The sequence below is a fragment of the Streptococcus sp. FSL E2-3488 genome, from assembly GCF_038003585.1.
Lineage (GTDB): Bacteria > Bacillota > Bacilli > Lactobacillales > Streptococcaceae > Streptococcus > Streptococcus thermophilus.
The window spans coordinates 467,574-489,321 of sequence record NZ_JBBOPL010000001.1 but is presented as its reverse complement, the minus strand read 5'-3'; the positions used below and the strand labels follow the sequence as shown (position 1 = coordinate 489,321).

At 36.8% G+C, this 21,748-nt stretch carries 23 protein-coding genes, 1 tRNA gene and 1 CRISPR repeat array; of the genes, 2 read left to right on the top strand and 22 right to left on the bottom strand.

All coding sequences use genetic code 11. From position 1 onward, the window contains the following. Positions 1 to 11: 11 nt before the first annotated feature. The 6 genes from MHH90_RS02665 to MHH90_RS02640 all read right to left on the bottom strand — a co-directional run bounded on the left by MHH90_RS02665 (position 12) and on the right by MHH90_RS02640 (position 2,534). Positions 12 to 140, bottom strand: a complete 129-nt coding sequence (locus MHH90_RS02665) for a DUF4044 domain-containing protein (protein ID WP_002953363.1) — start codon at positions 138 to 140, stop codon at positions 12 to 14. An 81-nt stretch (positions 141 to 221) separates the two neighbouring features. Next, the gene (locus MHH90_RS02660; protein ID WP_014621836.1) at positions 222 to 953 is read right to left on the bottom strand and encodes a pseudouridine synthase; all 732 of its coding nucleotides are present in this window, start codon (positions 951 to 953) and stop codon (positions 222 to 224) included. Further along, positions 954 to 1,202, bottom strand: a complete 249-nt coding sequence (locus tag MHH90_RS02655) for a GyrI-like domain-containing protein (RefSeq protein ID WP_228024341.1) — start codon at positions 1,200 to 1,202, stop codon at positions 954 to 956. A 121-nt stretch (positions 1,203 to 1,323) separates the two neighbouring features. Then, positions 1,324 to 1,767 carry a hypothetical protein gene (locus tag MHH90_RS02650; protein ID WP_011681462.1) on the bottom strand — a complete coding sequence of 148 codons (444 nt, stop codon included), beginning with the start codon at positions 1,765 to 1,767 and terminating at the stop codon, positions 1,324 to 1,326. 30 nt (positions 1,768 to 1,797) lie between these two features. Further along, positions 1,798 to 2,181 (bottom strand): PaaI family thioesterase, encoded by a 384-nt coding sequence (locus MHH90_RS02645; protein WP_002951502.1) that lies wholly within the window; start codon positions 2,179 to 2,181, stop codon positions 1,798 to 1,800. A gap of 161 nt (positions 2,182 to 2,342) precedes the next feature. Beyond that, on the bottom strand, positions 2,343 to 2,534 hold the full coding sequence (locus MHH90_RS02640) for a hypothetical protein (protein WP_224102967.1): 192 nt from the start codon (positions 2,532 to 2,534) through the stop codon (positions 2,343 to 2,345). Between the two features lie 335 nt (positions 2,535 to 2,869). On the opposite strand from MHH90_RS02640, the gene MHH90_RS02635 reads away from it, so the two are divergent. Both MHH90_RS02635 and MHH90_RS02630 read left to right on the top strand, forming a co-directional pair. Beyond that, a complete protein-coding gene (locus MHH90_RS02635) occupies positions 2,870 to 3,112 on the top strand; it encodes a hypothetical protein (RefSeq protein WP_014621840.1) in 243 nt (80 codons plus the stop codon). A 167-nt stretch (positions 3,113 to 3,279) separates the two neighbouring features. After that, a complete protein-coding gene (locus MHH90_RS02630) occupies positions 3,280 to 4,170 on the top strand; it encodes a DMT family transporter (protein WP_011681465.1) in 891 nt (296 codons plus the stop codon). Positions 4,171 to 4,207: 37 nt separating this feature from the next. Here the strand turns inward: MHH90_RS02630 and MHH90_RS02625 are convergent, their stop codons facing one another. The 16 genes from MHH90_RS02625 to MHH90_RS02550 all read right to left on the bottom strand — a co-directional run bounded on the left by MHH90_RS02625 (position 4,208) and on the right by MHH90_RS02550 (position 21,733). After that, positions 4,208 to 4,447 (bottom strand): hypothetical protein, encoded by a 240-nt coding sequence (locus tag MHH90_RS02625; RefSeq protein WP_014727646.1) that lies wholly within the window; start codon positions 4,445 to 4,447, stop codon positions 4,208 to 4,210. An 83-nt stretch (positions 4,448 to 4,530) separates the two neighbouring features. Further along, a CRISPR array of direct repeats spans positions 4,531 to 5,094; the repeat unit is 36 nt; unit sequence GTTTTGGAACCATTCGAAACAACACAGCTCTAAAAC. Between the two features lie 321 nt (positions 5,095 to 5,415). Further along, on the bottom strand, positions 5,416 to 6,075 hold the full coding sequence (gene csn2, locus MHH90_RS02620; RefSeq protein WP_014608593.1) for a type II-A CRISPR-associated protein Csn2: 660 nt from the start codon (positions 6,073 to 6,075) through the stop codon (positions 5,416 to 5,418). Beyond that, positions 6,065 to 6,409: a CRISPR-associated endonuclease Cas2 gene (cas2, locus tag MHH90_RS02615; RefSeq protein WP_023909843.1), complete on the bottom strand. Its 345-nt coding sequence runs from the start codon at positions 6,407 to 6,409 to the stop codon at positions 6,065 to 6,067. The genes csn2 and cas2 overlap by 11 nt, the downstream gene beginning before the upstream one ends. Next, on the bottom strand, positions 6,406 to 7,275 hold the full coding sequence (gene cas1, locus MHH90_RS02610) for a type II CRISPR-associated endonuclease Cas1 (RefSeq protein WP_011681469.1): 870 nt from the start codon (positions 7,273 to 7,275) through the stop codon (positions 6,406 to 6,408). Before cas1 ends, cas2 begins: the two co-directional genes overlap by 4 nt. Beyond that, entirely contained in the window at positions 7,275 to 11,441 is a 4,167-nt protein-coding gene (gene cas9 / locus MHH90_RS02605) for a type II CRISPR RNA-guided endonuclease Cas9 (protein ID WP_340725765.1), read from the bottom strand. The genes cas1 and cas9 overlap by 1 nt, the downstream gene beginning before the upstream one ends. Positions 11,442 to 11,622: 181 nt before the next feature. Next, positions 11,623 to 12,798, bottom strand: coding sequence for an IS256-like element IS1191 family transposase (locus tag MHH90_RS02600; RefSeq protein ID WP_340725732.1), 1,176 nt, complete (start codon positions 12,796 to 12,798; stop codon positions 11,623 to 11,625). Positions 12,799 to 13,094: 296 nt separating this feature from the next. Then, positions 13,095 to 13,742 (bottom strand): phosphoserine phosphatase SerB, encoded by a 648-nt coding sequence (gene serB, locus MHH90_RS02595; protein ID WP_011681471.1) that lies wholly within the window; start codon positions 13,740 to 13,742, stop codon positions 13,095 to 13,097. 111 nt (positions 13,743 to 13,853) lie between these two features. Beyond that, positions 13,854 to 15,578, bottom strand: coding sequence for a septation ring formation regulator EzrA (gene ezrA / locus MHH90_RS02590; RefSeq protein WP_014608596.1), 1,725 nt, complete (start codon positions 15,576 to 15,578; stop codon positions 13,854 to 13,856). Positions 15,579 to 15,674: 96 nt separating this feature from the next. Further along, positions 15,675 to 17,627, bottom strand: a complete 1,953-nt coding sequence (gene gyrB / locus MHH90_RS02585; RefSeq protein ID WP_100273654.1) for a DNA topoisomerase (ATP-hydrolyzing) subunit B — start codon at positions 17,625 to 17,627, stop codon at positions 15,675 to 15,677. After that, positions 17,628 to 18,188, bottom strand: a complete 561-nt coding sequence (locus MHH90_RS02580) for an HAD-IA family hydrolase (protein WP_014621844.1) — start codon at positions 18,186 to 18,188, stop codon at positions 17,628 to 17,630. Positions 18,189 to 18,273: 85 nt separating this feature from the next. Continuing rightward, positions 18,274 to 18,969 (bottom strand): LrgB family protein, encoded by a 696-nt coding sequence (locus MHH90_RS02575; protein WP_011681473.1) that lies wholly within the window; start codon positions 18,967 to 18,969, stop codon positions 18,274 to 18,276. After that, a complete protein-coding gene (locus MHH90_RS02570; RefSeq protein ID WP_014621845.1) occupies positions 18,962 to 19,336 on the bottom strand; it encodes a CidA/LrgA family protein in 375 nt (124 codons plus the stop codon). Before MHH90_RS02570 ends, MHH90_RS02575 begins: the two co-directional genes overlap by 8 nt. A 151-nt stretch (positions 19,337 to 19,487) precedes the next feature. Further along, a tRNA-Thr gene (locus tag MHH90_RS02565) sits at positions 19,488 to 19,558 on the bottom strand. 57 nt (positions 19,559 to 19,615) lie between these two features. Further along, positions 19,616 to 19,969, bottom strand: a complete 354-nt coding sequence (locus tag MHH90_RS02560; protein WP_002951532.1) for an arsenate reductase family protein — start codon at positions 19,967 to 19,969, stop codon at positions 19,616 to 19,618. A gap of 34 nt (positions 19,970 to 20,003) precedes the next feature. Next, positions 20,004 to 20,342, bottom strand: a complete 339-nt coding sequence (locus tag MHH90_RS02555; protein WP_011227453.1) for a methylated-DNA--[protein]-cysteine S-methyltransferase — start codon at positions 20,340 to 20,342, stop codon at positions 20,004 to 20,006. A 212-nt stretch (positions 20,343 to 20,554) separates the two neighbouring features. Then, complete coding sequence (locus MHH90_RS02550; protein ID WP_014608600.1) at positions 20,555 to 21,733, bottom strand: 3-phosphoglycerate dehydrogenase family protein; 1,179 nt, start codon at positions 21,731 to 21,733, stop codon at positions 20,555 to 20,557. Positions 21,734 to 21,748: the final 15 nt, after the last annotated feature.

Genomic DNA, 21,748 nt, shown 5'->3' with positions numbered 1-21,748 from the left:
TTGATAGCGTCTTAACGGACAGCTGAGACTGCTTGGAAAATCAATGCCCCAACTGTTACTACTAGCATAATCAAAACGACTAATACTGTTAGACGTTCAAAAAATGATTTCTTACGTGGTCCGTTATCTCCAAATGCCACTTGAATTTACCTCGTTTTTTCTTCTAGAATATCACAATAATAGTAACAAAAATCCGCCTATTTCGCAACTACTAGACTATCTTAGGCCAAAGGAATTCCAAAAATAGTTAGAGCGTCTAACTCCTCCTGTGTCAAACGTCGCCAAGCACCAAGCTCTAAATCATTTGGCAGGCTTAAAGGTCCCATTTTCAAACGTTGTAAATCCGCCACTTTCTTACCGCAAGCGGCTACCATACGCTTAACCTGATGGAATTTTCCCTCGGCAATGGTAATTTGAACCAAACTAGTACTCGCATTCCTGTCGACTGATACAATCTCTAATTTCGCTGGCTGACAAGTATGGTCTTTAAGCTTGATCCCTTTTTCAAAAGCCAAGATATCCTCTTCATCCATAATACCAGCCACCTTGGCCTGATAAATCTTGTCCACATGCTTCTTGGGAGACAGCATAGCGTGGGCTAAGTCTCCATTATTGGTCAATAGAAGAAGACCATGAGTATCAATATCCAAGCGACCAACTGGAAAAACCTGCTTATGTCTTGCTGTCTCATCGAGTAAATCGAGGACAGTCTTATGACGAGAGTCTTCCGTTGCTGAAATGACACCTTGCGGTTTATTTAAGAGATAGTAAACAAAGGTCTCATGTGTCAACTCCTGACCCAAGTATGCAATTTGGTCTTTATCCTCATCAATCTGAGTCTTAGGTGATGTCTCCACCTGCCCATTTACGGTCACTTGCTTCTTTTTCAGAAAGGTCTTGACTTGACTACGACTCCCGACACCACAGTCTACCAAAAACTTGTCCAGACGCATCTATACTTCCTCCTTTATTGGAATCCACACTTTCATCTCATAATCGTCAGCCTGATGATTACCTAGGGGATAAACTTCTACACTTGGTTGGTCAATCATCTCACAATGTTTCTTCGCAGAATGAAAACTTCCCCAGACAGCTGCCATTGCAGGGCCCTTCAACTTGAAAATGGCATACGTAGCTGGCGCAAGAACAATCATTTCCAGACTATTGTCCTCACCATCAAAAGCCATCCCTGAAAAACTCAAAAAACTTTTCGAACAACCTTCACATCATGACGAACGGTTACTAAATCTAACTTTTGTATCACTTTTTTAAGCTTTATCAGCTCAACTGGAACCTCATCATCTAGTATATAGGAATTTTTTTCTACAAATGCTTCTTTTTCAACATTTCAAGATCCAACACCCAACCTTCAGATCTCACACTCTTATCTTCAAAAAGGTAGCTAAAATGCTTACCTCTCTCATTGAATGACCCATCAACTAAACAATAAAGGGATTCAGACAAACCAATAACCACCATCTCCAGCCCAGTCACTTGAAACATAAGTTCTTGGTCCCTAAGTCGTACCTTCATCGTCAGACTTTCAGCATATATAGTAAAACTATTATCCAAATCCATTACGGACTGAAAAAAGATCCGGTGTATACTAGAAAAAGTCCAGACGGTATGCCAACGACACATCATCTCATAATCATCAATAGTCACAAGAAGAGAAAATTCCTGCTGATCAGAGGCACAAGAATATTCCTGAATACTCAATTGGTCTGGTGTCAGGTAGTCATTTACAAAGACTGCAAAGTCATCCATAGTTTAAAAATCTGACATAAGATTCCTTCTCTACTCCGAAATCGAGCCCGTCACATACATGGTAAAGGTCGCTCTAGTAAGAATTTTTTCCTCCTGATTAGTAATGAGGACTTCTACCAACTTGGTCGTTTTACCATTATGCACACAAAGACCTTCAATCTTGAGTTGGTCAGACAAATGACCTGCCTTTAAATAATTGATATTGGACTGAAGAGTTACAGCGTAGTCTCCTGTTGAAAGTGCCACAAGTCCTGCCACCTGATCACAGAGCGTAAATAAATAACCACCATGAGCATTACCAAAATAATTTAAGGACTTCTCGACCACCTCAGTAGTGACAATCACATGTCCAGTTTCAAATAGTTCTTCTTGAAAATTCTCAAACACACGGATTTCATGTAGTTTGTCTTGCATAGCAAGCCCTCCTATCAATACCCATTCCACCACAAGTGAAACAGGTTGTCTATAGCTACTAGTATAACACGAATTTCTCAACGGATAACAAGCTTATTTGACTAAGCTGATATCAACATCTATATCCTCACGAAAAAAATTCTTCGCTCGGCAATAAGTATCTAAAAAGACAAGATTTCCTGCTCATTATCACTATTCAAGTCCTTAGGTAGATGAATGTCAAGCTTGAAATGCCCTTCTTCATAGCTAGAATCAACCTGAATTGCAAGCTCCTCTATTTCCTGATAATTGGAAAAATAACTCTGTAGACACATGGTCACGCAAGAGGCTAAAGCAATATTCACCCAACTCATAGGTGTCATCCCATTTTCCATATATCAGAATAGTTCCACAGACACTCCGTAACCCTCTGAAACTGAATAATAGCGTTGTCAACTTTAATCGTCGTTTGATACGTAATGCACCTACATTTGTTTTTTTATTATAACAAAGAGAAGCCTAACAACCGAACTGAACACTTTGAAATATCTATCACAACCCTTAAGGAATCCTCTTACTTTTCAACAGATTAATCTTATACAATACCTACATTACTAAGAGATTACAATTAGGTAAAAACAACTGGAAGTGCTTTTAATTTGATGAGTTTTCATTAAATTAACTCTACTAATAAAAAAGGGAGATTATTATGAGAGTTTTTTCTAAATTAACTTTAGCATCTGTCTCAGTTCTCGCCTTGTTAACCCTAGCAGCATGTGGTAACTCCAAAGATAAAAGTAACTCATCATCTTCTTCATCATCAAGTAGGGTGAGAAAAGACTCTTCTTCTACCGACTCAAGTGCCTCAGTTAAAGTTAACAAAGACGGTTCAACTGAATTGAACGGCGAGAACGGTAATTCTGCCAAAATAAATGGTGAAAATGCTGTTTAAGCCAAGACGATACAAATATAAAAGTTGGCTCAGACGGAACTGTCTCAATTGGTAACTAATATAAGATGGGCTAGCTATTCTGCAAATCTTTTTAGATTCAGAATCATAAAATCGTTACCTAAAGATGCTATAATAGGGGTGGAAATCCATAATCAGGGGGTAAGACAATGAAAAATAAAATCATCTTGGGATGTTTGGCTGCAGCTGCCTGCGAGATCCTTTTTGGGCTCAGTTTTATATTTACCAAATCGATTACAGCACAGGCCAGTGGCCTTGCTTTAATCTCTTGGCGTTTTGTCACAGCCTTCTTCTTTGTCAACCTTTATCTTCTCACAAGAAGACAAAAGGTAGTCATAAATGGCAGAAATCTCAAACCACTGATACGTATTGCCATCCTTAATCCTATTATCTATTTTATCTGCGAAACGATTGGGATTCGTATGACTACTGCCTCTGAAAGTGGAGCATTCCTCGCTTGCATTCCGGTCGTCGCACTTATCATGTCTAGTCTTATTTTGAAAGAATGGCCAAGTCGTTGGCAAGTGGTAGGTGTCGCTACAACCCTCATCGGTATCATTATTGCCGTATTCGCTGCGGGTGGCTCCACCAACTTCTCACTTGTCGGATACTTCATTTTAGGTTTAGCCGTTGTCTCCTATGCCCTTTATTGCGTTGACGTTGAAAAAGCCAGTCAATTCACTAGCTTTGAGATTAGCTATTTTATGTTAGCCAGTGGTTGCCTTACATTTGGACTCTTTGCACTAAGCCGTAGCTTTCTAGCGGGTAACTTGAAAGAGCTTTTAACGCTCCCTTGGAGTAATCCAAAGTTCGCCATAACCATCCTGTACCAAGGATTGGGGTGTAGTGTTATAGGGTATATCCTTTCAAATTTTGCTATCGCAACTATCGGGGTTAACCGAACTGCTTCTTTCATTGGCATATCAACGATTATCTCAATTCTAGCTGCTGTAGTCTTCTTAGGAGAGCCCTTCTCACAGTTACAAATCTTAGCGGGAATCTTGGTAGTCCTTGGAGTCTATGTGGCTAATAAAAATTAAAACTCTTGGAAATTTATCCTCCAAGAGTTTTTTGCTGTCAATCAAGTTCTAACTGAATCAAAACCACAAGCTCTTTCTCATTAGGAATACTACTTACTGCCGTCAAATCAGGCAAGACCTGGTCCACATAATAATAAATAATATAAGCCAAAAATACTGACGATTTCGTCATAACATTAAATAAAGAAGCTACCTGAATAATCCGACCAAAATTGGGAAAACTAATCCTGCAAGCTTCCTCAATCGTGTGAAAAATAGCTGGATATTCGTATAACATGTTCCTTCTCATATTTTAATACTAGACTCCTTTATGATAAGATGAGTTCTAAGAGATGTCAACCGAAAATTGTGATAACAAAAGTTTTGGAACCATTCGAAACAACACAGCTCTAAAACTGTTCGCTCGGTGGGCTTTCTGTTGCTAAAGTTTTGGAACCATTCGAAACAACACAGCTCTAAAACTTCGGTCCTTGCAAGCCTTGCTCACCACGGGTTTTGGAACCATTCGAAACAACACAGCTCTAAAACTATGTCCATTTTGCTTATGCAGATAGTGCCGTTTTGGAACCATTCGAAACAACACAGCTCTAAAACGCACTCATGATTGTCAAAGTTTGAGAGTGTGTTTTGGAACCATTCGAAACAACACAGCTCTAAAACAATAGAATGTAGTCTGTAGTTGTTCCCAAAGTTTTGGAACCATTCGAAACAACACAGCTCTAAAACACGTATCTAATGACATTACGGTCTGGATTCGTTTTGGAACCATTCGAAACAACACAGCTCTAAAACTATGTCCATTTTGCTTATGCAGATAGTGCCGTTTTGGAACCATTCGAAACAACACAGCTCTAAAACAAATATTTTGGTGGCTATCGTGCTAAAAAAGTTTTGGAACCATTCGAAACAACACAGCTCTAAAACCTCGTAGGATATCTTTTCTACCAGATTTCGTAATCGCACTATTAATCTCAGCATGACTTCAGCTTCAAAATAATTCCAATTTTATATTTATTATACCTTAAAAATCCTTATATATCAACGTTTTAGACAAGATGTGACTGTCACCATATTAGATTATTTCTTAATAATCATATGTCAAGCAACTTAATTCCTCCTCTATCAAATCCTTATAATCTACTCTCTAACAAAATGATTATCCCATTCAACTTCATACAGAAACTACTAAATACTAAAAGATAGTCTTGAAATAACTCAAGACTATCTATACTTATTACTAATTTACTAGTTATTATAGGGCATCAAAATATAATCCTTGTCTAAAATAAATTGTTGAATCCCTTCAATCTGTCTAGGTTCCAAAAATAATACATCAGCTTGTGATAACTTTGTATATTCCAAGATTTGATAAATTTCATCTTTAGAAAAATACGACAAGCTATTGACGAATACTAAAATTCTCTTTTTAACTAAATATTTAAAAATCTGTAAAATCTCAAATATTTTTTCAAAAACCGTACAAGACTTAGTTTCGATTCTGACACCTAATGCTTTAATTAGTTCTAAAAGTGTAATCTCATCATACTCTATATCTAGTTCATTTTCTATACACTCTGCCATTATAATATCAGTAATTAATGATACCAAAGAATCTATTTCTGATCTAACTTCAGGTTTATCATTCAACTGGCTTACAATATCTGTGTGAAGCAACTTTAATACCTGAGAAGTATTAATATCGTAACCTAAAATATCCGTTATTAAAAGTAATTCAGAGGACCTTATACTCCTTATTTTACTATCAAATATTGTTAAATTCGATTGTTCATCATACTGATAGAATTCCTTGACTAACTGAGCAAACACACTCACATCCTCAATTACGAGAACTGTCCCCAGATTAACCTCCATAGGCTCATCCAAAAGTGAAAAATTAATCTTCATCACAATAATTATCTCCTAAGAACACTAACCTTTCCTCTGAATTGGCAATACTTGTGTTTTTATCTCCGTACAAATAAATCATACGGGCAAATTGCTTTTCAGTAACTGTTAGTATTGTTATATTTCCTTTTTTAGGATTATTAGCTTTAAGTCGTCCAACCATTGCTGTATTGGCGGTATGATTTAATAACAGTTTACTATATACCGAAAACTGGTGCATGATAAAACCTTCACTTAAGAGGAACTTTCTAAACTTACGATACGCTTTCCTCTCTTCAGCAGTATCTGTTGGCATATCAAACATTAATATCATTCGCATATATCTATAACTCATATTCTAAATTCAGGAATTTCCTCACCTAACTGATTTAACGCTTTTATAACTTTTTTTGTATAATCACTAACAATGTTTGATAAATACATCTCTTTTCCATTATAGAGATAGGTTTCTGAAAAGATCGAAAAAAGTTCTTTTTTGATTTTGACGAAATTATTATGTCGATTTTGATAAACAATTCTATCTATAATTGGCCTAAATGGCTCCATAATATCACTAGCAAGGTTAAATTGATTAAACTGGTTAGCATGTTTTAAACCAATTTGTGTCATACAACCACAGACGACAACCTCACGTGCAAACATACTCAATAACAAGGTATAACCATAATCCAGCGCTGCATTGATATCATTATCACTTTCCCTAGTAAAATCATTACCGAAAAGCGTATTAAAATAAATTCTGGCAGAGTGACCCTCACGATTACTAGGATCAAACCGTTCTAATCCATGATATAATTCCATAATAGATTGAGATTTCTCAAAGAAGGAACATTCTCCCAAATAGTAAGATTGATTCAATATCTTTTGCGCAATAATAGCAGTCCATACCTCACATTTAACATTTTCCTTCCACGCAATTTGTCTAGCTATTTGCAGACTAGAATCATGACGTGCATAATACGGTGTAAGAAAAGCTGTCGGCAATCGTTTATCATCACAGAAAATAACTAGAATATTTTCATCAACTAATCTCTTCACTAACATAGTAGTCAATACAATGTCAGTTGTTTCCAATAAAAGTATATCAATTTCAGAAAGATGAATCATCTCAGTTTTATATGAGTTTCTAAAAATAAGGTGATTATTCTTATATGACAGTTTAGAATGTATGTTTACGACTACTGTTCTCCAACCTGCCATTAACCCTCTCCTAGTTTGGCAAGGTCTATTCGTGTTTCATAGAGGCCTGTAACAGATTGATGAATAAGTGTGGCATCTTTTAATAGGGATGATGGGGTATAGTCTCTATACCTTGGAATTTTAACACCTAAAAATTCAAAATCAGCAGCACTTCCACGAGAGGTTAATTCAAATAGCCCCTTTCTTTCACTTCCGGTAGGTCCTATAAAACTACTACAGAGTTCATCTATACTATGATTTTGCCAAGATTGAAAGGCAGAGTTTAAAAGTTTACCATTCTTTTTAGCTCCAACATAATTCTCATTAAACTCAAGAATGTAGTAAAATAATTCTTCAAACTCTTTTTTATGGTTCTCAACATATTTTCTATGATTCTCATTAATTGTGTTACTTATTCTCTTAGCATGATAAAGTAATTTCACAAACTTCTGTGAAAGAAAAATCTGATTTCCTTTGTGAATCTCTCCCCTCTTATTATTCGTTGACAAAATACTAGCCAACATACGACGTGAACCATCTGAAAGTTCAAATAAACTATATTTAGGTAGTTCAATAATTAACTCAATATCTTTATAACCTTTTTCAAGTAAAAAATTAAGTTTATCTTTTCTATAATTAATCCTATCTAAAATAGAAATACCTTGAAATTCTAGTACATTTGTTATTTTTTTCTTAGCACCTTTTTCAATTGTCCCTTTAACAAGAACAGCAAAAGAATTAGAAATTCCAGCATACCCCCCATACTTTTTGGGGTCAAGATACTCTTTAGCACCTACTAAATTTTCATTACTATTTGGTTTTGGCTTTGAGGAAAGATTTGCATTAAACAATCCCTTTGGTTTTCCTCTATCCAATCCGTGATTCTGTTCCTCAACTTTTTTCACAACATTTACTTGCGGATAAGAGAGTACTCTCCTTACAGTTGCTAAATCAGATTCTTTATTCCAAACGGATTCGCCGGTCTCCTCATTTACCTCAATAAGTGGTCTTTCAATAACTCTACCATCAGCTAAAGAAATAGATTTTTTAAAGATATTCATGATATTTGAATAGAAATATACCTTTTCTGTAGCGGACTTTCTTTCTCTAAAACTATTGTATTTTGGATAATCACCGTACACAAATTCTGGCTCTAGTTTAGGGTATTTCTTAAGTAAAGCACTTGCTATAACGGCATTCAAGTAAGCATCATGAGCATGATGAAAATCATTGATTTCACGAACTTTATAAAGTTCAAAATCCTTACGAAATTGAGAAACTAAGGTAGATTTCAAGGTAATAATTTTTACTGTTCGTACCGCTCTATTATTTTCATCTTTTTTATTATTAAATTTCTCATCAAGTAAACGAGCTACATGTTTTGTTATTTGACGTGTTTCAACCAACTGGCGTTGAATAAAACCAGCTTTGTCCTCAGGTAACAATCCTCCCCGTTCAGCTTTTGTCAGATTATCAAATTTTCGTTGAGAAATTAATTTTGATTTCAATAATTGATACCAAAATGTCTTTCTTTTTTTGACAACCTCTAAACTTGGAAAATCATCTGATTTACCACGGTTACTAGCAGATGAAACAAGTACTTTATTGTCAATAGAATTATCTTTCAAAAAAGCTTGAGGAATAATATGATCAATATCATAATTACTTAATCTATCAATATCTAAATCATCTCCGGTATACATATCTTTTCCATTTTGAAGATAGTATAAGTAAAGTCGATCATTTTGAAGTGCGTTATTGTCTATTTTAGAAAGTTTTGCAGGAATATTTTCCTTAAGTATCTTACTACCTAACTCTTTGAGAGATTTTTCTAAACGTTTCAAGCGTTGTTGGGAATTAGACTTACCTTGATTGGTATATTGATTTTCACGAGCCATCTCAACAACAATTGACTCGGGTTTTCTTCCTCCCATTACTTTGACCAATTCATCTACAATTTTTATGCTTTGTAAAATACCTTTTTTAATCGCAGGACTACCTGGCAAAGACTTAACGACCTCTTTAATATTACCTTTATCTTCGTCACCAATAATTTGTGCTTTCTGTATCTTCTTTTTAAAAGAAAGAGCATCATCGTGAATAAGTTGCATGAAATTACGGTTAGAAATACCATCATCAATTAAGTAATCAAGAATAGTATTACCAGATTTTTCATCTCGAATACCATTAATAAGCTTAGCAGATAACTTACCCCAGCCAGTGTAATGTCTACGAGATAACTTTTTCAAAACGGATTTATCGAATATATTCTCAAATTTTGAAAGACGTTGTTTTATCATCTCTCTATCTTCAAAAATTGTCAAAGTATGGATAATTTCTTCGATAATCGCTTCATTTGAACTATCATCCAAAAACTCTTTATCATTAATAATATTTAAAAGATCGTGATAAGTAGATAAACTAGAATTAAACTGTTTCTCTATGCCTTTTAATTCAATTCCATCATACCCATAAATTGCATGTAAATATTCAATAATATCCTTATCAGTAACTTTCCTTTTATCTTTAAAATAAAGTCTAACAATATCTTTCTTCTGCTTACTATCTAAAAATTGATAATCTCTCATACTTTCGGCAATAAATCTAACTTTTGTTAATTCATTATATACATTAAAAGTTTCGTATAAGAGACTATGCTTTGGAAGTACCTTCTCTTCTGGCAAATACAAATCAAAACTAGTCATTCGATTAATGAAAGCCTCTGCCGAAGATTCTTTGTCAATAACGTCCTCAAAATTCCAAGGTGTAATTTTTTCATTTCGTTTTCTTATTGACCAGGCAAAATCACTATTCCCTCTCGCAAGTGGACCTACATAATAAGGAATTCGGAAGGTTAAAATCTTCTCGATTCTTTCTTTATTTTTAGCCAAGAAAGGATAAAATTTAGCTTGCTTATCAAGAATTGCTCTCATTTCTTGAAGATGAATCTGATATGGTATCGAACCATTGTCAAATGTACGTTGCTTTCTCAAAAAATCTTCTCGATCAATTTTTTCAAGAAAATAATCCGCACCTTCAAATTCAGCCAATAGGTTTTTTAGATATACGTAGAAATCTTCCTGATTTGTTTTTCCATCAATATAACCAGCATAACCATTTTTGGTGTCATCTTTAAATACTTCATTATACGTTTTTAGTGAAATATTTCTTATATATTCCTTTAGTAACGCTAAATCTTCTTTGTGTTCATTATATCGCTTTATCATAGCAGAAGAGAGAGGTGCTTCTGTCTCATTATCAGTTACAGTCAGAAAACCCGATAAAAGAATAGCATCATAAAGTTTCTTTGCTTTGATAAAGACATCACTGTAATCATCTCCAATATAACCTAACAAAGTCTCTAAATCTTCATCATAGCTTTCTTTGGAAAAATGTAAGGAGGCTTTTTCGTCTAAATTAAAACATTTCCTAAAATCAGCTTGATTTCCTACAATCAACTTTAGAAACTCTGAAAAAATCCCCGAATTCTTCTCCCCAGGGAAGAGTTTTAAAATACGATCTTTCTTTTCTAATTTACTAATCTTATCTTTAACAATTTCCTCAAGTTGTTTACTATTCTCAAGTGATAAATCCGATTCAAAAATAGCATTATAAGTGTCCAAAAAGTCTTGAAAATTCTTCTGAATATCATTATTTTTTGAATTAAACTCTCCTTCAATTAAGAAGTGACCTCTATATTTAATCATATGAGCCAATGCAAGATAAACTAGACGCAAATCTGCTTTTTTAGTACTATCTGCTAAATATTTCCTTAAATGATAGATAGTTGGAAATTCATCATGATAGGCTTTTTCTTCTACTAAGTTTCCAAATATCGGATACTTACTATCACGTTTATCATCAGGAACTAAAAACGAATCGTCAAGTCTTTGAAAGAAAGCATCATCTAATGTAGCCATCTCTGTGCTAAAAATTTCCTGCAAATAAAGGATACGATTACGGCGTCTAGTATAACGTCTTCTTGCAGTACGCTTCAATCTTCTTCCTTCTGCTGTGATTCCAGAGTCAAAGAGTAATACACCTAACAGGTTCTTTTTGATATACTTTTTACTCGTATTTCCTAAGACTTTCATTTTTTTAGACGGAACCTTGTAATTATCAGTTATTACAGCCCATCCAACACTATTCGTTCCAATATCAAGTCCAATTGAGTATGGCTTAGTCATACATTTCTCCTTATTTGAAAAATCTAAATTTATAGAAATTATTATACACTTATTAAACAACATTTCAACATCTAATAGAATTACTGATTAAATAGTATGACGTTGAAATCTTGTAATCAAGAATAAAATTTTTGATACTGTCAATAATTATGTGTAAACACTCAAGTAGAGTTGAAGAATGTTAATCAAATAAGCTTTCAAGTGTGTCAGCACATTGGCCAAACCCTTTATGGATGCGTTGATTTTGCTTGAAATTATAATCTTCAAACAGGGTAACTAAATAACGTTCCAGAGCCTCCTCGTTAGGAAAAAGAACCTTCTTTTTCGTTTGACGTTTGATTTCTTTGTTAAGAGACTCAATGAGGTTTGTCGAATAAATGCTATGCCAAATCTGGTAGGGAAACTGATAAAAAGTTAAAAGATTATCCGTATTCTCCAGACTTTCCATGACTTTCCTATACTTTGGTTTCCATTCGGCGATAAAGTTCTCTAAAATTTGCACTGCCATTTCTAAATTTTCAGCACGATAAATCGTTTTAAATTGCTCCAGAATAACCGCTCTATCTGCTCGTTTCACTTTACTAGCTAGATTTCGACTAATATGAATTAAGCAACGTTGTTGTTTAGCTAATGGGTAAGCCTGATTGATAATCTGTTCAAGCCCCTTGAAGCCATCGGTCACTACAAGAGAAACCTGTTGGATTCCTTGGTTTTGAAGCTTGTCTAACAGGGTGGACCAAGAAGCATTGTTTTCATTTGGGGCGATTTCATATCCAAGAACAGCCTTCTGTCCTTCTGGTGTAATGCCAAGTGCGATATGAATACATTCTTTACTAACGGTTCCACGTCTTAAGGGGAGATAGGTTCCGTCAAGAAATAAAACAGAGTAATTGGCTTCTAAGCTTCGCTCATGAAAAGTAGCGACATTCTCCTGAGTTGCTTTTGAGATATTAGAAATTGTGGCAGGACTATAGTGATGACCATACATTCGCTCGATGATATCACTAATTTCTCGAGTCGTTACACCGGTTTGATAGAGTTTGATAACCATCTCTTCCAAGTGGTCATCTCGACGTCCATAAGCGGGAAGCAAAGCTGGACTAAAGTTCCCATTACGATCTCTAGGAATACTCAACTGAACAGTCCCATATTTGGTTTCGAATTTCCGTGCATAGCTTCCGTTACGACTATTCCCAGAATTATAGCCTAATTTATCGTAAGGTTCATACCCTAAAAAGGCTGATAACTCTGCTTGAAGCAGATCATTCATTGCTGTTTCAAGAGAAGTACGGAAAAATTCATCAATATCTTGCTTTTGGGCTAGGAAGTTAAGTAGTTCTGTGGTAAACTGAGTCATAGGAATAAATCTCTTTCTAGTAATGTTTTGCAACTCTACTATAACGGATTTATTCCTTTTTGTGTTTACACAACTTATTTTACACTACCAAATTTTTTATACTTTACCCTATAGTAAATTGACATATTAGTTATAAAACTATATAATAATAATTGTGGTTTGAAACCATTCGAAACAACACAGCGAGTTAAAATAAGGCTTAGTCCGTACTCAACTTGAAAAGGTGGCACCGATTCGGTGTTTTTTTTATACACAAAGAGTCCCTTGGAATCATCCAAAGGACTCTTTTATCTCTACTATTTTCCCACCTCATCCAAGATCTCAATGACCTTATACAAATCTGGTTCTGTGATCTGATAAGGAGCTTGTGCACGGACAATTGGTTTGGCACAAAAGGCGATGCCTATGCCGGCTGTCTTAATCATAGGCAAATCATTGGCTCCATCACCCATAGCAATGGTTTGAGAGAGTTTAAGTCCATTTTCCGCTGCCCAATCTTTAAGCTTAGCTACCTTGACATCTTTGGTAACAATCTCACCATAAACCTTTCCAGTTAAGAAACCATCGATCACCTCAAGGTGATTGGCCTTCACATAATCAATACCTGCCTCTCTTGCCAGTCTATCAACTGTCTCATGGAAACCACCAGAAACTAAACCTACCTTGAAGCCACGTGAGTGGAGTTCATCCACAAGTTCCTTGGCTCCCTTGTTGAAATGAATGCGGGCATAGACCTTCTCAAATATACTGTCAGGCAATCCCTTAAGGGTTGCCACACGCTCATTCAAAGCCTGTCTGAAATCTAATTCTCCACGCATGGCCCGCTCTGTGATTTCAGCGACCCCTCGACCAACACCAGCCTCTTCCCCCAATAAATCAATTACTTCTTCTTGGACCAGAGTTGAGTCTACATCCATAACTAATAAGCCTTTTACTTCTGACATAATTTCCTCTATTCTCTAATACCTATATAACTTTTATTAAGCTTCTCATTAACCTAAAAAGAGATAAGGTTCTTCAAAAAAGATTCTGGACCTAGGCCCAGAATCTTTCTTCTACATACGAATTTGTTCGCGTGTTTTTTCGTAAGACGATACAAAACGATCTGTTACACCTGGTTCTACTTTTTCCAGGGCGTAAGAGATTTCTTCCAAAGATGCATCGTAGTCATGGTCGACTTCGAACAACTTAAGCGCATGCTCAAAGCTACTTTGAACAGCAGGTTCGAAAGAGCGGTAACGGTTTGAGTACTGCAAAAGTTGTTCAGTCAAGGTTGCATTTTGAACAACCAAATAAGCAGTCTTTTCCAAATGCTCAATAGCATTTTTTGACGTTTCAGTCAAACGCATTACTGCATCAATATTAATACGTCCACGGCTGAGCTCATCCATTAGAGCTTCAATTTGTGCACTTGTTGAGAAGAATACACTCAAGAAGGATTCAGGAATACCTGGAAGATTACGTTTTTCCATGTAACGCTTGATAACATGCAATTTATCAATATAAACATCAAGCTCATCACGCGCCTTAGCTTCATTTTTCTCGATAGCTCGAAGATTTTCAAAAACCTCAACCTGTCCATTTTCAACAGCAGACAAGGTGTTGAGACTCTTTTCGAAGATCTTTTCAAGTTCTGAGAAGGGTTTCACCTGATTATCAAAGTTTTCAAGTGTTGGAAGAACTGCTGTTTCAACACTCGAAATATCTGAAGTAAAGCTACGTACAGCTGCTTCATAAGTTTCATCGAAAATGTAAGTCAACATGAGACGCTCAAGCTCTTCTTGAAGTTTCTTGTTGTTTTCTTTAGCATGCTTGAGATAATCTGGCAAAATTTTCTTTTGACGCATAACAACCTTGTATGATGCAATTTCACGTTCGAAAATACTATACAAGTTGTCAATCTTTTCTTGAATATCAGCATTTTTTTCTTCCGCACGATCCAGATCAAGAGAAACCAACTCACTTGAGTTTGAACGGATAGCTTCACGAATTTCCTGGAAGTGACGTTCGATATTTTTCTCAGGGAAGTGGTAATTTTGTTCAATCAACTTGCGGTAGCCAGATTCCAAATCATCCAACTGATCTGGGAAATCATCTTCCAACTTAGCTACAATGGCTGGAATCTTCTCTGTAATTTGACCCAAAGCAATGGTGTGCTCCTCTGCACGGTCCAAAATGCTCGATGCCTCAACAGGGTCACCTGATGAATTAAGAGTCACGAATTCGGCAAACTCCGATTCAATATTTTTAAGCTGTTTAGTGATCTCATCCAAAGTAGAGCCAAAATTATCAGAGTTTCCTTCAATAGAATTTTGCAACTCTTCGTACAAGTCAAGTGCGTGTTTAACACGAGCACTGTTCTTTTCTTCTTGTTCTTTCAAGCTTGAGATCGCCTCACGGATAGACTTAATGTCTTCTTCCACAAGATCTAATTGACTCTCAATATTATTGATTTCAGCACTAGCTTTGAAGAAATGAAAGTTATCATTCATATTTTCAGCTTCAAAAATATGATTTTCAATATCTGCGAATGAATTTGTTGAGATATCTATCCATTTCTGATTCCATTCACGGAAAGTTGTTTGACTTTGTCCAATTAAATGAAGATTTTTAACTTCTTCAATTTCTTCGTTAATTGGCAAGTCAAACAATTTTTGCTTGCGTTCTTCAAGCTGTGCAATCCGCGAATCATTTCGTTTTCTAATAAGAATACCGACTAAGTAAGCGACAATTACAAGTATAACTGCCACTACAATCAGTAAAACAATTCCGCTAGACATAGTTTCTCCTTAATCGTCTATTATGTTCATAAATGTAGAGTAATGTTACGATTATAACATAGTTATCCTAGCATTGCACCCTTTTCTAAAAGAATATTAGATATCCAGAGTACTGTAAACGGCATTTTCTTCGATAAATTCGCGGCGAGGTTCAACCTTATCTCCCATCAGCATATCAAAAATCTTATCGGCCTCTGCAGCATCATCCACAGAAACACGTGCCAATAAACGATTTTCAGGGTCCATGGTAGTTTCCCAAAGTTGGTGGTCATCCATTTCACCTAAGCCTTTATAACGTTGTACCGTAGGTTTTGAACGCCCTACACTGTAGTTTTCAAGAGCAGCACGCAATTTTTCTTCTTGATCCGCACCTGGCTGGATATACTCTTTAATCTCAGAACCAACCTTAACACCATAAATTGGTGGTTGTGCAATGTAGACATAGCCAGCTTCCAAAACTGGATGCATAAAGCGATAAATCAAGGTCAAGAGCAAGGTACGAATGTGAGCCCCATCAACATCGGCATCGGTCATGATAACCAACTTGTGATAGCGAGCTTTGCTGACATCAAATTCTGATCCAAAACCGGTTCCCATAGCTGTGAAAAGAGAACGAATCTCTTCGTTGGCTAGAATCTTATCCATGCTAGCCTTCTCAACGTTCAAAATTTTACCACGAATTGGCAAGATAGCTTGGAATTCACGATTACGACCCGATTTAGCAGAACCACCGGCTGAGTCCCCTTCGACAATGAAGAGCTCATTCATTTCGGGATTGTTTGACGAACAATCTGCCAACTTACCTGGAAGGTTTGAAATTTCAAGACCTGACTTCTTACGTGTCACCTCACGAGCACGCTTAGCGGCGATACGGGCCTTAGAAGCCAGAATTCCTTTTTCAACAATCTTTTTAGCAATAGCAGGATTTTCCAAGAGGAAGCGACTTAAGGCTTCACTGAAGAGACGATTAGTAATCTTAACCACTTCTGAGTTTCCAAGTTTGGTCTTGGTTTGCCCTTCAAACTGTGGGTTGGGATGCTTGACAGAGATTATAGCAGTCAAGCCTTCACGAACATCATCACCAGTCAGATTATCATCTTTTTCTTTGAGAATCTTATTCTGACGTGCATAATCATTGATAACACGAGTAAGAGCCGTACGGAAACCTTGTTCATGAGTACCACCTTCATGAGTGTGGATATTATTGGCAAAACTCATCACCGTTTCATGGTAGCCGGTCGTATACTGCATAGCAACTTCGACTGAAATGCCATCCATCTCACCATATGTGTAGATAGGCTCATCAAAGATAACGTCTTTGTTTTCATTGATGTACTTCACATAAGATGTGATTCCACCCTCATAGTGATAATGTTTCTCTTGTTCAAGACCTTCACGCTTATCTGTAATAGAGATACGTAGACCCTTGTTCAGAAAAGCTAGCTCTTGGAAACGTTTAGCTAACTTTCCAAAGTCAAACTCCGTTGTTTCTTGGAAAATTTCTGGATCTGGAATAAAGTGAACAGTCGTTCCATGTTCTTCAGTTTCACCAATAATCCTTAAGTCGTCTACCACAACTCCTCGTTTATACTCTTGGAAGTGAATATGACCGTTTTTATAAACCTTAACATCAAGCTGAGTTGAGAGGGCATTAACGACCGAAGAACCAACCCCGTGCAAACCACCAGAGACCTTATAACCGCCTCCACCGAATTTACCACCAGCATGAAGAACTGTAAATACTGTCTCAACAGCAGGACGACCTGTTTTTTCTTGAATATCGACTGGGATACCACGACCATCATCAACAACCGTGATAGAATTATCCGGTTCAATAAAAACTTTGATATGCGAGGCGAAGCCTGCTAAGGCCTCATCAATTGAGTTATCGACAATCTCCCATACCAAGTGATGCAAGCCTTCTTTGGAGGTCGATCCAATATACATTCCTGGGCGCATACGTACCGCTTCAAGTCCCTCTAAGACCTGAATCTGGCTGGCATCATATTCTTGCGCTTTTTCTTCAAGATTTTTTAATTCATCAGTCATCTATGTCACAATCTCCAATAATGATTTATGGCCATCAACTAGCAAGGTATCCAAACCCGCTGCTTCTCCAGCCTCTATGTCTATCTGGCGGTCACCAATGACCAAGCCATGTTTAATATCGTATTTTTTAATTAAATAAAGGAAACTATCTGGACTAGGTTTTCTAGCAAAACCATTTTCAGAAGTTACGACCTCTGTAAAATAATGAGCAATCTCTACTCTATCAAGGATATCTAGCACCAAGTGATTGCGGTGACTAACCAAGAAATTACGTCCACCCTCAGCCACAATCTTAGCGAGGGCATCCTTAACACCTTCAAAAAGCACAGGTTCTTGCAAATGCTTGGCTTCCTCCTGCTTATAGAGGGTTCGAAAATCAGTTATATCAGGCGCAAACATGGCAATGGCAGTACTGGTCGACACCTTAAGGGCATCATAGACTGCTTGAAATTCTGCTGTACGCTCAAACCGTTCTAAAGTCGCTAGAAAGGCTTGGGTTGATATCTGGTAATTATCCAACAAGGTACCACCTAAATCCCAGATATAATCTCCATAATTCATAATCTTAATTATAACATAAAAGGTCAGATTTTGCTTGTTTTTCATAGCTAAAAAGGCTTGGAAAACCTATCCAAACCTTAATTTTTTATCTCAGAATTAAACTAGCCACAATAGGACTAATAAAGACATATAAAATTCCTGTTACAGCGATTGATAGACCACCCATGGCACCTGCAACCTGACCATATCTGAAGGCAGTTCCAGTACCAACGGCATGCCCAGTTCCTCCTAGGGAAAGACCAATAGCAACTGGATCTTTAATACCAATCATCTTTAAAAAGACAGGTCCTAAAACTGATGTCAAGATTCCTGTAATAACAACTACGACCAAAGTCACTGTTGTAATCCCCTGCATTTTTTCCGAAATCCCTACAGCCATGGCAGTCGTTACAGACTTAGGAAAGAGTGAGATAGCAAGGAAATAATCCATACCAAAAAGCTTAGCAATCAAAGCGGTATAAGTAGTGTTAAGAATACAGGCAACTGTTGACCCAATTAAGATACTCTTATAGTGATGACGCATGAGGTGGAGATTTTTATAAAAAGGGACAGCTAGAGCAACCGTTGAAGGAATAATCAAACTATTAAGATAAGAACCACCTACATAGTAATCCCTGTAAGAAATGCCTGTATAGTGCAAAATGACAATAATTAAGGCAGTTGACACAAGAAGAGGCGTTGTCAAAGGATTAGGGAAACGGCGATAAAGCAAAAGCCCCAGCGTGTAAGCCAATACTGAAAGAGTTAAACCAAACAAGGGTGTGTTAAAAAAATTAGCCATGATTAACCTCCTCATAATCGCCTTCAAAGTGCTTTTTGATAAAGACGACAACTACGGCAATCACTACAATATTAAGAACCAAGGCACCCATAATAATCAAAATAATTGGAACAATATTCGCCGAAATAGCATTCCATCGTTCCATAATACCGACACCTGCTGGCAAAAAAAGGATAGTCATATTGGCTATTAAAAACTCTGCTACAGCATGGATATGACGTGGACGAATCCACTTAAGCTGTAGAGCAATCAGAAGCAAGAATAAGCCAATGATACTCCCAGGTACAGGTAATTTAAAAAAGGTTGAAAGAGCTTCACCAATCACAGCAAACAAACAAATCAACATGAATTGAATGTAGTATTTCACGAGTCGCCTCCTAGGTTTAATCACCTATTAGTCTACTCCTTTTATTTTGAATTTCAAGAGTTTTCAGTAGATTTTTTTGAAAAATCAGCAATCGTTAATCAACTCCTTAACACATAAAAAATCCAACCCCGAGGCTGGATTCATTCACAGATGCCACCACCGAGAATTGAACTCGGAACGGAGCATTACCATTGCTCTATTATACCATTTAACTATAGCGGCAACTGTTTCTATCTTATCATATTTCCACTTACTGTGGCAAGAGTTTTTGCTTATTATTTATAAATTTAAGTCTTTGTAAGGACTACGGTAACCAACCTGTAAAACCTTTCCATCCTTAATCAAGATAGGACGTTTAATCAACATACCATCTGATGATAAGAGTTTTACGGCTTCATCTTGTGATAAGGTTGGAAGTTTGTCCTTCAATCCTAAAGAACGGTAGGATTGTCCACTCGTATTAAAGAATTTCTTAAGCTCTAAATCTGCCCCCTCTAGAAGCTCTCTTAAAAATTGAGCTGAGGGTGGATTTTCCTTAATGTTGACAGACTCGACCTCGAGACCTAATTGATTGAGTTCAGCTTTTGCCTTACGACAAGTGCTACATTTTGGATATTCATAAAAAGTGTACATGTTTTTCTCCTTTTCTCTAGCATAAGCAATCTATCTAAGGATTGTCAAACCTAAGACCTTCCAAACGAAGTAAGAAACACTTGACATCCTCTCCTACCGCATAATTTCCTAAGTGACCACTACTAGGCAAAACACGATGACAAGGGATAAGAATCAGCCAGGGATTCTTACTAACAGCAGTTCCTACAGCCTGTGCGGATTGACAAGAGATTGCCTTACCAATCTGACCATAGGTTCTGATTTGCCCCATAGGTATTTCACTTAAAGCCAACCAAACTCTTTGTTGGAAAGCTGTTCCTTGTTCAGCTAAAGGAAGGTCATCTGGACTTGGACTTTCACCTTTAAAATAGGCCTGCAACCACTTCTTGGTCACTTCTAAAATAGGATTTGAGATGTCTACTAACTCCTCTTCCTTAAAACCAGCCTAAAATGATTTTGTCCTTCTAACCACATACCATAGAGGGCTTGCTCACTTGCAACCAAGGACAGGCGACCAATAGGTGATACAAAATACTGACGATAAAACATATTTCAATTATTCCAAAAAAGACAGGAAAGCCTTGTTCCTGTCAGCTTATTTCTGAATTATTTACCTTTAATCAAACGTACTCGTACGATGTTATCGCTCGCCTCAAACTTAGCGACCAATTCATCAATCTTAGACTTGTCTGTCTCATCAAGGTCAAGAAGGGTATAAGCATACTCTCCCTTTGAACGGTTAATGATATTATCTATATTAATATTAAAATCAGAGACCGCTGTTGAAATACGGGCTACAATGTTAGGCACGTTTTTATTAATCAAAGTGATACGATATGGAGCACTCAAAACCTGTTGTACACGTGGGAAGTTAACAGAATTGACAATTTCACCTGTTTCCATGAAGCGACGGATGGTCTGAGCAGCCATAATAGCACAGTTAAGCTCTGCTTCACTCGTTGAACCACCAACGTGTGGGAAGACTGTCACATTAGGCTTGTTAAGTAGTTCTTCTGTCCCGAAGTCAGTGATATAACGTTTTACTACACCTGTTTCCAAAGCATCAAAGAGCGCATCATTCTCTACTAATTCTGCACGGGCAAAGTTGATGATTGTTGTTCCTTTTTGCATGAGGCTAAAGGCGTCTGCATTGAAAGTACCTTTCGTATCAGGTGTCAATGGAACGTGAACAGTGATATAATCACAGTTTTCAAAGATTTCTTTGAGATCAGAAACACGTTTAACGTGGTGAGAAATATTCCAAGCTGCTTCAATAGAAACGTATGGGTCATAGCCATAGACCTTCATTCCCAAACGATAGGCATCGTTAGCAATACGCGCACCAATGGCACCCAAGCCAATAACACCCAGTGTCTTACCTGCAATCTCGCTACCCGCAAACTGCTTCTTACCTGCTTCGATTTGTTTAGGCACATCATCACCGCTAAGTTTGTTAACCCAAGTATTGGCCGCAATATAATCACGTGCTGAAAGCAAGATAGAAGCTAAGACAGCTTCTTTAACTGCATTAGCATTAGCTCCTGGAGTATTGAAGACAACAATTCCTTTTTCAGTTGCTTTATCAACTGGGATATTGTTAGTCCCAGCACCAGCACGCGCAATAGCTTTCAAATTTTCAGGGAAAACTGTATCATGGAGATTTTGACTACGAATAATGTAAGCATCCGGATTTTCCGCTAAATCACCATCAATTTGAAAATGATTTCCAAGTTCCTTCAAACCAATTTGGTTAATATTATTATATGTTTTTACGCTAAATACCATAATTTTATTCCTCTT